At 65.8% G+C, this 12,411-nt stretch carries 10 protein-coding genes; 6 read left to right on the top strand and 4 right to left on the bottom strand.

Annotated features, from left to right (window positions below; all coding sequences use genetic code 11):
• Positions 1–8 precede the first annotated feature (8 nt).
• A complete protein-coding gene (locus BWR02_RS16290; RefSeq protein ID WP_139558976.1) occupies positions 9–737 on the bottom strand; it encodes an RNA methyltransferase in 729 nt (242 codons plus the stop codon).
• Positions 738–823: 86 nt separating this feature from the next.
• Between BWR02_RS16290 and BWR02_RS16295 the strand changes: the two genes are divergently transcribed.
• A complete protein-coding gene (locus tag BWR02_RS16295; protein WP_139558977.1) occupies positions 824–1,627 on the top strand; it encodes an inositol monophosphatase family protein in 804 nt (267 codons plus the stop codon).
• Here the strand turns inward: BWR02_RS16295 and BWR02_RS16300 are convergent.
• Together BWR02_RS16300 and BWR02_RS16305 are read right to left on the bottom strand one after the other, a co-directional pair.
• Positions 1,612–3,918 carry a DUF3772 domain-containing protein gene (locus BWR02_RS16300; protein WP_162560194.1) on the bottom strand — a complete coding sequence of 769 codons (2,307 nt, stop codon included), beginning with the start codon at positions 3,916–3,918 and terminating at the stop codon, positions 1,612–1,614. The two genes, BWR02_RS16295 and BWR02_RS16300, sit on opposite strands and share 16 nt — an antisense overlap.
• 245 nt (positions 3,919–4,163) lie before the next feature.
• Complete coding sequence (locus BWR02_RS16305) at positions 4,164–6,236, bottom strand: carbon starvation CstA family protein (RefSeq protein WP_139558979.1); 2,073 nt, start codon at positions 6,234–6,236, stop codon at positions 4,164–4,166.
• A gap of 216 nt (positions 6,237–6,452) precedes the next feature.
• Here BWR02_RS16305 and BWR02_RS16310 point away from each other — a divergent pair, with 216 nt between their 5' ends.
• Positions 6,453–7,214 (top strand): L,D-transpeptidase, encoded by a 762-nt coding sequence (locus BWR02_RS16310; protein WP_139558980.1) that lies wholly within the window; start codon positions 6,453–6,455, stop codon positions 7,212–7,214.
• Between the two features lie 33 nt (positions 7,215–7,247).
• On the opposite strand, the gene BWR02_RS16315 is transcribed toward BWR02_RS16310, so the two are convergent.
• Entirely contained in the window at positions 7,248–7,706 is a 459-nt protein-coding gene (locus BWR02_RS16315; RefSeq protein WP_162560195.1) for an LEA/WHy family protein, read from the bottom strand.
• A 227-nt stretch (positions 7,707–7,933) separates the two neighbouring features.
• Here BWR02_RS16315 and BWR02_RS16320 point away from each other — a divergent pair, with 227 nt between their 5' ends.
• From BWR02_RS16320 to moeA, 4 genes are all read left to right on the top strand, one after another.
• Positions 7,934–9,367, top strand: coding sequence for a phospholipase D-like domain-containing protein (locus BWR02_RS16320; RefSeq protein ID WP_139558982.1), 1,434 nt, complete (start codon positions 7,934–7,936; stop codon positions 9,365–9,367).
• A 197-nt stretch (positions 9,368–9,564) separates the two neighbouring features.
• A complete protein-coding gene (locus BWR02_RS16325; RefSeq protein ID WP_139558983.1) occupies positions 9,565–10,578 on the top strand; it encodes an NAD-dependent epimerase in 1,014 nt (337 codons plus the stop codon).
• A gap of 22 nt (positions 10,579–10,600) precedes the next feature.
• Positions 10,601–11,146 carry a molybdopterin-guanine dinucleotide biosynthesis protein B gene (gene mobB, locus BWR02_RS16330; RefSeq protein ID WP_139558984.1) on the top strand — a complete coding sequence of 182 codons (546 nt, stop codon included), beginning with the start codon at positions 10,601–10,603 and terminating at the stop codon, positions 11,144–11,146.
• On the top strand, positions 11,124–12,383 hold the full coding sequence (gene moeA, locus BWR02_RS16335; protein ID WP_139558985.1) for a molybdopterin molybdotransferase MoeA: 1,260 nt from the start codon (positions 11,124–11,126) through the stop codon (positions 12,381–12,383). The genes mobB and moeA overlap by 23 nt, the downstream gene beginning before the upstream one ends.
• The last annotated feature ends 28 nt before the right edge of the window (positions 12,384–12,411 follow it).

Consider the following 12,411-nt stretch of genomic DNA (forward strand, 5'->3'; position numbering starts at 1 on the left):
AGGTCCGCTTACTCTTTGCCGCCTTTCAATCGGAACTGCATGGTGGTGAGAATCCCCCGCAGCAGATGAATTTCCGGTTCTTCCAGACGCGCGCGGTTGAACAGGCGGCGCAAACGCCGCATCGTCGAATCGCCCGCCCTGCGCTCGTGCAGAAACCCGACATCCCACAGCGTGGCCTCCAGGTGACCGAAGAAGGATTCCAGTTCGGCCCCGGTTGCCAGCGGTACCGCTGGCTCCACTGCGGCGTCGCCGCTCGCGTTCGCGACCCACAACTCGTAAGCCACCAGCTGGACCGCAGCCGCCACATTCAAGGACGAGAACTCGGGGTTGCTCGGGATATGCAGCAGGAAGTGACAGAGTTCCAGTTCCTCATTGGTCAAACCGGAATGCTCGCGCCCGAACAGGATGGCCGTGCGGCTCCCCCTCGCCTGCCGTCCGGCCAGGTCCGCGCATTCCCGCGGCGTCAGCTGTGGCCAAGGAATCGAGCGGAGCCGCGCGCTCGCCCCTATCGTCAACTGGCAATCGGCGATCGCGGCCGACAGGGTGGGGTAGACGACCACGTTCGCTAGAATGTCGTCGGCACCGGCTGCGCGAGCGGTGGCCTGCTCGTCCGGAAAGACTCGCGGAGTGACCAACGCCAGATCCGACAAGCCCATGTTCTTCATGGCCCGCGCGGTCGCCCCGATATTTCCCGGATGCGTCGTTCCGACGAGCACGATCCGTATGGTCGACAGCATGGCCTAGCGCTACCCAGAAACGAAAAGCCCGGAATAGTAACAGAATTTTGCTATCCTAGCGGGTCAACTCCAGAGCTGTATTCCCTATGGACCCCATGATCACCATCGCGACCCGGGCGGCCCGGGCCGCGGGCGACGTCATCGTTCGCTCCCTCGGCCGCGTCGATCCGCGCAAAGTTGCCGTCAAAAGCCGCAACGATTTCGTCAGCGACGTCGACCGGCAGGCAGAACGGGAAATCGTCGCCATCCTGCAGAAGGCCTATCCCGCCCACGGCATTCTCGGCGAGGAAGGCGGCCGGACCGGCGCACGCGAAGAAGAGTACGTCTGGGTCATCGACCCCCTCGACGGCACGACGAACTTTCTGCACGGCTTTCCGCAGTTCGCGGTGTCGATCGGTCTGCTGTATCGCGGCCGGCCCGAGGTCGGGGTCATCTACGACCCGATGCGGCAGGAGCTGTTCACCGCCAAGCGTGGCGCCGGCGCCACGCTCGAAAACCGGCGCATGCGCGTGACGCCGCACCCCAGCCTTCCGGCAGCCCTGCTGGGCACCGGATTTCCGTTCAAGGATCAGAGCTACATCGACCCGTATCTGGCCATGCTGAAGGCCCTGATCAAGGACACTGCCGGCATTCGGCGCGCCGGGTCGGCGGCGCTGGATCTGGCCTACGTGGCCGCGGGCCGTCTGGACGGTTTCTGGGAGATCGGGCTGCAACTGTGGGACATGGCCGCCGGGGTGTTGATGATTCAGGAAGCCGGCGGCATTGTGACCGACTTGACCGGCAGCGACCGTTTTCTGGAGAACGGCCAGATTCTCGCGGCCAACCCGAAGCTGCACCAGGCGATGCTGGAAACCATCGCCCCGCACCTGGACGATCAACTGCGCCGCTGAATGGCGGCCAGCGCCTCGGCGAGCCGGTCGATCTGCTCCTGACGAAACTGCAGGTGCACCTCGCGGTGCGGAAAGGGGAAGTCGATGCCGGCACGCCTGAAATCTTCCTCTATCGCAAAGCACAGGTCGCTGGTCACGGTCATGGAACGATTGACGTCCGGAATGTAGACAACCAGTTCGAAGGCCAGCGAACTGTCGCCGAATGAACGGAACAGTACGACCGGCGGCGGATGGTCGAGCACCTCCGGATTCAGCTTGGCGACATTCATCAGCACGCTGCGGACCCGCTGCGTGTCGCAACCGTAAGCCACGGCGAGCGGGATAACGACGCGCCCCTGGGGATCGGCATAGGTTCGGTTGACGACCGGAGACGCGATCAAACTGGAATTCGGGATGAAGACCGAAGCCCGGTCGAAGGTCGAAATCTCGGTTGCCCGGACGCTGATCCGCTTCACGTAGCCCTGCAATTCGCCGACGACGATCCAGTCCCCAACCTTGACCGGCCTCTCGACCAGCAGAATGATGCCCGACACGAAGTTGCCGACGATGTTCTGCAATCCAAAGCCGACACCGACCGACAGCGCGCCGGCGATGATCGCCAGATTCGATAAATCGATCCCCAGTGTGGCGACGGCCAACGTCAGCGCGATCGTGAAGCCGATATAACCGGCCGCGGCACGGATCGAGTTCCGGACACCGGCGTCGAGTCGGGTACGAGGGAAGATTTCCCGGTCCAGCGTCCGCTGCAACAGCCGGGTCCCAAGCAGCAGCACCGCGAACAGCACCAGCGCCACCACCAGATCGGCAAGCGAGATCTTCACCGAGGGGAACGGGTACCCGAATACCGAGCGTTCGAGCCAGGCGAGTAAGTCCTGGCCACCGGCACCCCAGACCAGCGGGAGCGCCAGCAGGCCCGACACCAACAACGCCAGGCGCAGCAGTCCCCTGAGCCAGAACGCCAGCATTTCGCAACCGTCGCGAGTCATGTCCAGCGTTGTTCGAACCCGCAGCGCCAGCGGTGTGCCGGGCAGCAATGCATGCTCGATCATCTCGTCGCCCAGCGCGCGCAGCAACGCCAACCCCACCACCAGTCCCGCCGACAGCACGAGTTGGGTCGCGAGCACGCGTGACAGTGCGACGTAGCCGAGCACGGCGGTCAGCGGAATCGCGCCGACCAATATGGTCAGCACACCGCGCGCGAAGGTCACCGCGGCATGGCGGCGCCAGCGTGACCCGTCCTGCACCTGCCAGATCCCGGGCCGCAGCAGCGCGAACAGCAACGCGGCAATCAACAGGCCTGAGACGAACTCTTCGAGCAGGATCAACTCGACCGGGACTTCCGTCTGTTCGTTGAGCGTGGAGATGATCCAATCCAGTCCGAAAACCGCAGCTAACCCGGTCACCGTCCGGCTTACGGTCATCGCCGCCGCATCGGTCAGCGGTACCAGACGCCAGCTCGGCGCATTAGGGGCGAACGCGCCCCAGCAGAACGCGTGGGTGAACGCCACGAAAACCAGTGCCTGAACCGTGGCCCAGGCAATCTCGAGGCCGCCGGCCGAAAGCAACTGACCTTGCCTGACACCGAGATAGAAGGCCAGCGCGGCCGCAGAAGGCAAAAACGAACGGATTAGGCCGGTGAAGAGCGCAGCCTGCAAACGCTGTCCGTAGTTGGGCTCACCCTCAACCGAGATGTAACCGAAGCGACGCAACAGTCTCGAGCGGGCCGGCCACGCCAGCAACACGGCGATCGCGACGGACAGTGGCAGTGCCCATTGGCCGGTCCAACCGACAGGGGACGCTGCTTTCGAAGTCCACCAGTCGCTCACCTCAGTGCGCGCCGTGACCCATTGAGCCTGCATCGCAGACCAGGCCCGTTGCCACACCTTCACTGAAAGCGGTGACCGGCTTCGCGCGGACAGCCGATCGGTGAAACGAATGCGCCGCAGCGCCGACACCTCGTCCAGCAGACGGTCGGTCTGGGCGACGATCAGTTCCGCCTCCTTGATGGCCCCTTCGACCGTTGCCAGCCGCTCGGCGCTGACCCTGCGACGCTCGGCGATATTGGCTGCTTCCGGTGGCGCGTCGGCAGGTGGAGGCGGACCGAGGGCCGCCTGTTCATCCTTGAGCTGTTGGACTTCGGGCAGCAGCCCCTCGGCACCCATCCGGGCTTCCGCGCGAACGGGTGCGAGGCTCATTGGCACTGCATCGAGCTGTTCGTCCGACAGTTCGGGATCGGCCAGTTCCCCGCGGACGCGGTTCAGTACTGCGTTCCAGTCCTTGATCTGTTGCACCAGCGGCTTGGCCGTTGGTAAGGATGTCTGAGCTGGCGCCGCTTGAGCCGCTTGAGTCGCGAGCAACGCGATCCACAGCGACAGCAGAACCCGCCACAAACGACCACGGCTGCCTGCCGAAACCGCAGGCGCCGCCCGGGAGCAGCGGGCGACCCGACGGCCCATATCTGGCCACTTGCCGTGCAGGCGGCGTCGGCCGGGGGTCGATCCCTGCGCGAGCCCTGACATGCCCGAAACGCCCGGAGTCAATCCCTGGCCCACTGCTCGGCGAGCCGGCTGGGTGCATAGGGTGACTCGCTCGACGGCGGGTGCGGCCGGCGCGCGACGATGCAGAAGCAGACACGCAGCGTATCGGCGATCAGGACCCAGGTGATGCACAGGAACGCCGCGGTCAATGCCGCATCCAGATAGTCGTTGAAAACCAGTTGCGGCACCTTGGCCGCCTGATCGGCCGGCAGCGTGCCGGCGGCCAGTTTCGCCGACAGGTCCCGTGCGTGGGACAAGAAGCCGATGCGGGTCTCGGAACTGAACAGCTTCTCCCAGGCGGCGCTGCTGGTGACGGTGACCAGCCAGGCCAGCGGCACCCCGGTGACCCAGGCCAGATGCGCCCGGCCGGACTTGACGATGATGGTCGTCGAGACGCACAGCGCAATCGCCGCCAGCATCTGGTTGGCGATGCCGAACAAGGGCCACAGACTGTTGATGCCGCCGAGCGGATCGATCGTTCCCATGTACAGGAAATAGCCCCAGCCGGCGACCACCGCCGCGCTGCTCAACAGGACGCCGGGGTACCAGCCGGTGCGCCCCAGGGCCGGCACGAAGTTGCCGAGGATGTCCTGCAGCATGAAGCGCGCGACACGCGTTCCGGCGTCGAGCGTGGTCAGGATGAACAAAGCCTCAAACATGATCGCGAAGTGGTACCACAACGAGAGCAGCCCTTCGCCGAAGGCCTTAGAGAACAGGCTTGCCATACCGACGGCCAGTGACGGCGCCCCGCCGGTGCGTGCGAACAGGGTGGTTTCGCCCATCTCCCGGGCCAGGAGCTCCATGTGTTCCAGCGTTACCGGGAAACCCCATGAGGAGATCTTCGCTACCGCGTCCGCGGCGGGTCCGACGACGCCCGCCGGGCTGTTGATCGCGAAATAGACCCCTGGCTCGAGCACGGTCGCAGCGATCATCGCCATGATCGCAACGAACGACTCCATCATCATCGCGCCATAGCCGATGAACCGCGCGTCCCGCTCGTTGGCCAGCAGTTTCGGCGTCGTACCCGACGAGATCAGCGAGTGAAACCCGGAAATGGCACCGCAGGCGATCGTGATGAAGACGAAGGGAAACAGCGTCCCGCCGAAGATCGGGCCGGTACCGTCGACAAACCGTGTCAGGGCCGGCATCTGCACGGCCGGGTGCAGCACGACGATGGCCACGGCCAGCGCCGCGATCGTGCCGAGCTTCATGAACGTCGACAGGTAGTCACGCGGTGCCAGCAACAGCCAGACCGGCAGCACCGCCGCGGCGAAACCGTAGGCGATGACCATCAGCGCGAGCTGCGGACCATCGAAATCGAAACGGCCGTGAAACTGCGGCTGCGCGTCGACCCAGCCACCCAAGGCCACCGCGCCCAGCAACAGCCCGACGCCGAGCACCGACGCCTCGAACACCCGTCCGGGCCGGAGGTGATACATGTAGAGCCCGATCAGCATCGCGATCGGGATGGTCGCACCGACCGTCGACGTCGCCCACGGGCTATGCTTCATCGCATTGACGACGACCAGCCCCAACACCGCGATCAGGATGATCATGATGGCCATCACACCGACCAACGCCGCCGTTCCTCCGATCGGGCCCAGTTCATCGCGAGCCATTTGTCCCAGCGAGCGCCCGTCGCGACGCGTCGAGAAGACCAGAATCACGAAATCCTGCACGCAACCGCCGAGCACAGCGCCGACCAATATCCACAACGTGCCGGGCAGGTAACCAAACTGGGCTGCCAGGGTCGGACCGATCAGCGGCCCGGGACCGGCAATCGCCGCGAAATGGTGCCCGAACACCACCCAGCGGTGGGTCGGCACGAAATCCCGGCCATCATTGAAGCGCTCCGCCGGCGTCGCGCGCGTCGGGTCGAGGGCCAGCACCTTGGCTGCCACGAAGGCACTGTAGAAGCGGTAGCCCAGCGCGTGGACACAGACGGCAGCGAGCACGAACCACAGACTGTTGACCGCTTCCCCCCGGTTCAGCGCAATGCCACCCACAGCGCCAGCGCCCAGCAATACCACTGCCCCCCAGATCAATCCCAGCCGCACGCGCGCCAAGCTCATTCCCGACCCCTCTCAAACCCACGTCATTAGATCGGGAGACCCGCGCCCCCGAGGTAGCCGTATTATGCCCGCCCGGTGCGGAAGCCCAAACCGGGCATCGCCGCGATCGTGGCAAACCCTGTCCCGCGAGACTAGGGGACGGCGACTAGGCTTGAGGTCAAGGCACCGGAACGGTGACCGAGCCTCCGCATGTAACCGCCGTACGAGGGTCCCGCCATGGCGACCAATCCCCGAATCCAACGGACCGCTCTTCCGCACCTGTTCGCACTGCTGATGCTCTTCGCGACCGCCGTGGCCGTGGCAGCCCCATGGGAGGGCTACGGCCGCACCTATCCGGTCCCGCGCTACGACCTGGATCCCGGCGCCGATGCCAACTACCGCTTCGCCTCCGAGCGCAGTTTCCCCCCCTATCGCGACCCACCATTCGACGAAGCGGTCGGATTGCCGGATCCGCTGGACGAGCCGGCTTTCCGCAGCTACGAGGTCATCGTCGTCGTCAACAAGAAAGACAACGCCTTCTGGGGCCGGCCGGAAACCTTGCGGGTCTACCAGCGCGGCGTGGGGTTGCTGTATTACTGGCTGATTTCGACCGGGGACACGGGATGGGGCACGCCGTCAGGTTATTTCGTGCCAACCGGGTTCTCCTCGCGACACTGGTCGAGCGCTTTCGACGCCCCGATGTTCTGGTCGGTGTTCTTCCAGGGCGGTAAGGCACTGCACTCCTCGCTTGACCGCGAGGCGCTCGGCGATCTCGGTCAACCGGCCTCGCACGGCTGCGTCCATATCGAGGAGCACCGCGCCGAAGCCCTGTTCCATCTGATCGGACGCAGCGGCTACGGGCCGGTCGACAAACTCGACCCGCGCACGGGCCGGCCCTTGACCGGCAACGACGGCGAGATCGAGCAGTTCGAGGCAACACGGACATTGATCATCGTCGGACCCGTGACACCGTTCGGCATGACCGCACTCGCGGACTGAAGAACCCGGCCGGAATCCTGGCGGCAACCGCAGTCAGCGCGCTGAACGTTGCCCGAGCAGCGCCGCCGGGTCCACCGCGCCATCGAACGAAAACGGCAGCCTGCCCAGGGGCCCGAGCGCACTCAACACCGACAGGTGTCCCTGGACCCGATAGCGGATCTGATCCTCCGCGAGCACAGCCGCCGCGGCTTCGAGCATGCCCAGCGTCTGCGCCGCGACATCGAGATCGAGCTCCGATTCCGCGAGCCGCTTGAGAGTCAGGGGACTCCGGCTGACCCCGGTCGCCACGGGCCTCCCGTTGAGTTCCAGCGTCGCGGCGGCGCCATCCAGGCTGACGTCGATGTCGTTCGGATTCTCGACCCTGAGCCGGACCCGGAACTTCGGTGCCAGCGGGTTTGGATCGCTAAGCGCAAGCCCTGCCAGCGACACCTCGGGTTCCTTCAGGTTTCGATAATCGGGCAGCCACGAGGCGCAGGCGGAAAGTTGGAGCACAGCAAGTAGCCACGCGATACGCAGACACCGAAGACATCGTTTCAATCGTCTAACCCCCCGGGGCCGAGTGCCCCGTCTGACCTCGTTCGTCGCTGCCACGCCATTGCTTGACCAGTCGACCCCAACCTGACAGATTCAGGCGCCAGGACGCCGCAGGCTTGCGTGACCGCTCCGCAAGCGGGGACGACTCACCCGCAGCCACCCCACTTAGCCCACTGATCGTCGCCATGCCGCCGCGCAATGAACTGACCCGACTCATGGCCGACCACGCCTTCCTGCGTGCGACCGGGGCACCGCTCATCCCGGGCAATACGCTTCAGGTGCTGCGGGATGCGGGCGAGAACTACCCGGCATGGGAAGCCGCCATCGCCGAGGCGCGGCAAACCATCGACCTCGAGATGTATATCATCGCTGATGATCTTACCGGCCGTCATTTCATCGACCTGCTGGCCGCACGGGCTCGGGCCGGGGTCCACGTGCGCTTGCTGTATGACTGGCTGGGCTGTCTTCGGGCCTCATGGGCGGGACGCTTTCGCCCGCTGATCGCTGCCGGCGGCGAAGTGCGCGCCAGCAACCGGCCGCGCCTCAGCGAACCCGCCGCGAGCCTGAGCCGCGACCACCGCAAACTGTTGATCGTCGACGGGCATATCGCATTCGTCTCCGGCCTTTGTCTCGGCAATGCCTGGTTGGGCGACCCCGCACACGGCAAGCCGCCATGGCGCGACACGGGGGTCCGCATGCAGGGTCCCGCCGGCGCGGCCGCTCGGACCCTCTTCGAGGAAACCTGGCAGGACAGCGGCGACGGACCGGCGGAAACGCGCGACGCCCACGACACGGCTGCCGCCGCACCGGTCGGCAGCGTGGCCGTCCGCGTGGTCGGCACTAGCCCAGCGGCCGGGAATCTGTATCGCCAGGATCTGCTGGTCGCGGCGCTGGCGCGCGAAACGCTGTGGCTTACCGACGCGTACTTCATTGGCCCCAGCGCCTATCGCGAAGCGCTCCGCAATGCAGCCCGGGATGGAGTCGACGTGCGAATGCTGGTGCCCCGCTCCAGCGACCTGCCCTGGATCGCCACCGTTTCGCGGACGCTGTATCGGCCGCTGCTGGAAGCCGGCGTGCGCGTATTCGAGTGGAACGGACCGATGATCCATGCGAAAAGCGCCGTCGCCGACGGACGCTGGGCACGCGTCGGTTCGTCCAATCTCAACCTCGCCAGCCTGCTCGGCAACTGGGAGATCGACGTCACGGTCGAGAACGCCGACGTGGCCGAGACGCTCGAGGAACATTTTCTGCAGGACTTGCGACAGTCGACCGAGATCCTCATGGGGCGTCGGCAGCGGGTCGTGCTTTCGCACCCAAGACGCCGCCTAGGTTTGCCCTTGCGAGCGGCGGCCCGCAGCGCGCGCGGGGCCGTGCGCTACGCAGCCCTGCTCGGCGGCACGGTAGGCGCCGCTGTGGGAGGCCACCGTCCACTGGATGCCACCGAGGCCGGAGCGCTTGCCGGCGTCGGCCTGTTCCTGCTCGCCAATGCCGCAGTTGCCTGGTTCTATCCGCAGTTCCTCGCCATCCCGGTCGCGATCATCTCGGCCTGGATGGGGTTCAGCCTCCTGTACAAGGCGGCGTGGCTCAGGCGCCGCAACCACCGCGCGGGCGGCTCGTGAATGCCGCCCGTCTGCGGCTTGACGCTGGCTCGGGATACCGGCGACACTGCATGGCTGATGGGGTCGCTAGCTTCTGGCTGAAATGCGGCCCGACACCCCAACGTCCGGCCGGGAACCTTGCCAGCGGTTCCGGCCCCTCGCCCGACCTTAGCCGCAAAACCGCACAGTTCGGCGCCCTGCGCATCACCGAGGCAAGCATGAAGATTTTGGTCACCGGCACCGCCGGGTTCATCGGCTCCGCTGTGGCGCATGCCCTGCTCGACCGGGGCGATGAAGTGATCGGCATCGACAACGTCAACGATTACTACGACGTGCGCTTGAAGGAGGCGCGGCTGGCGCGCCTCAATGCGCAGGACGGTTTCCGTGAAGAGCGCTACGGCATCGAGGATCGCGAGCGTCTGCTGCGCAGCTTCGTCGAACACCGGCCGCAGCGTGTCATCCACCTGGCCGCCCAGGCCGGTGTGCGCTACTCGATCACCCACCCGCAGGCCTACGTCGAGGCCAATCTCGTCGGCTTCGCCAATATGCTCGAGGCCTGTCGCCACCACGCGGTGGAACATCTGGTCTACGCCTCGACCAGTTCGGTGTATGGCGCCAATACCCACATGCCGTTCTCGGTGCACGACAACGTGGACCATCCGGTCAGCTTCTACGCCGCGACCAAGAAAGCCAACGAACTGATGGCCCACACCTACAGCCATCTGTTTCGCTTGCCCACGACCGGTCTGCGGTTCTTCACGGTCTACGGCCCCTGGGGACGGCCCGACATGGCGCTGTTCCTGTTCACCCGACGCATTCTGGCCGGGGAGCCGATCGACGTGTTCAACTACGGACATCACCGTCGCGATTTCACGTACATCGACGACATCGTCAACGGCGTGGTCCGCGTGCTGGACCGCTTACCCGAGGCCGACCCCACGTGGTCGGGCGACGCGCCGGACCCCAGCAGCAGCCGCGCGCCCTACCGTCTGTACAACATCGGGGCCCACCAGCCGGTCGAACTATTGCACTTCATCGCGGTGCTGGAGTCCTGTCTCGGCAGACCGGCCATCAAGAACCTCTGCCCGATGCAGGACGGCGACGTGCCCGATACCTATGCCGACGTCGACGACCTGATTCGCGACACCGGCTACCGGCCATCGACCTCAGTCGAGACCGGCGTCGCGCGCTTCGTGGACTGGTACCGGGACTACTACGGATTGGACGGTTGAATCCACTTCTCGCGACGCTGCCATGATCGACCTCGACCACCCCCCAGTGCCGTTGCTCGGTTTCGCCGCGTTCAGCGGGACCGGCAAGACGACCTTGCTGACCCAGTTGATTCCGCTGCTGAATGGGCGCGGCCTCCGGGTCGGCGTCATCAAGCACAGCCACCACGCCTTCGAGATCGACAAGCCCGGCAAGGACAGCTATGCGCTGCGCGCCGCTGGAGCCAGCCCGGTGATGCTGTCGTCCAACCAGCGCCGCGCGATCATCACCGAATGGGATGAACCGCGGGAACCGAGGCTAGCCGACGAACTCGCGCTGTTCGACCGGACCGCCGTCGATCTGATCCTGGTGGAGGGGTTCAAGCAGGAGGCCTTCCCGAAGATCGAACTGCATCGGCCAGCCCTCGGTCGGCCCCTGCTGTTCCCGGAGGATGCGCGGATCATCGCGATCGCAACGGATACGCCCCTCTTACCCGAGCCCCCGATACCAAGACTCGATCTGAATCGTCCCGACCGGATCGCTGCCTTCATCTGCCGCGAGATTCTGCATGTCATCGAATGCGGCCTGTGACCCGGCAGGCAGCGATCCGCTGCTGACCCTCGATCAGGCGCAGGAACGACTGCAGGCGCATCTCGCTCCGCTGACCGAAACAGAGCGCGTGGGCGTGAGGGGCCGCGAAGCGCTGGGACGGGTGCTGGCACAAGACCTTGTCGCTCCAATCGCGAGCCCCCCGTTCGACAATTCCGCGATGGACGGCTATGCCGTCCGCAGCGAGGATACGGTCTCGCCTGGCGTCACACGGTTGGCGGTGATCGGCACGGCCTGGGCAGGGCGGCCCTACGCCGGGACGGTCGGCCCAGGCGAATGCGTCCGGATCTTCACCGGGGCGGTCATCCCGATGGGCGCCGACGCCGTGGTCATTCAAGAGGCGGTCGCAGCCGGCCGTGACGCGATCGAGGTCGCGGGCCCGATCCCGAGCGGCGCCTGGGTCCGGGCAGCCGGACGGGATCTCGCCGCCGGTCAGTGCGCACTACCGGCCGGGAAGCGCTTGTCGGCCATCGATCTCGGCCTGATCGCATCGATGGGGATACCCAGGCTTGCGGTGCTGCGGCGCGTTCGGGTAGGTCTTTTGTCGACCGGCGATGAACTGACGCCACCCGGCGCAGCCTTGCAACCCGGAGCGATTTATGACAGCAACCGCGTTGCGATCAGCGCCCTGCTGCAGCCGCTGCCCGTCGTGCTGAGCGATCTCGGGGTGTGTCCAGACGATCCGGAGACGCTCCGCAGGACGCTGCACGAAGCCTCGACCTGGAACGACGTCATACTGACCATAGGCGGCGCATCAGTCGGCGATGCCGATCATGTCGTGCCGACCCTGCGGGAAATCGGGCGCATCAACTTCTGGAAGATCGCGATGAAACCCGGCAAACCGTTCCTGCACGGCCGGATCGGTGGTTGCCATGTATTCGGGCTGCCCGGCAATCCGGCCTCGGCGCTGGTCGCCTGCCAGCAATTGGTACGCCCGGGACTGTTGCGGCTGGCCGGCGCGTTGCCGGAGCCGCCGTTGCGGCTGCCGGCGGTCTGCGTCAAGGCGCTGAGAAAGAGCACCGACCGCATGGAGTTCCAGCGCGGCATCTACCGTCTCGAGCCCGACGGCACGCTGACCGTCGCTGCGGTTGGCGGCCAGGATGCCGACCGCTTGGCGGCCTTCAGCGCGGCGAATTGCTTCATCGTGCTGCCGGCCGAGAACCGCGGTACCGGCGTCGGCGACCGGGTACTGATTGAACCTTTCACTTCAACCGGTTAGACTTTCGCGATCCAACCAACACAGGGGA

Origin of the sequence: Methylotetracoccus oryzae (assembly GCF_006175985.1) — a bacterium.
GTDB classification, from domain to species: Bacteria; Pseudomonadota; Gammaproteobacteria; order Methylococcales; family Methylococcaceae; genus Methylotetracoccus; species Methylotetracoccus oryzae.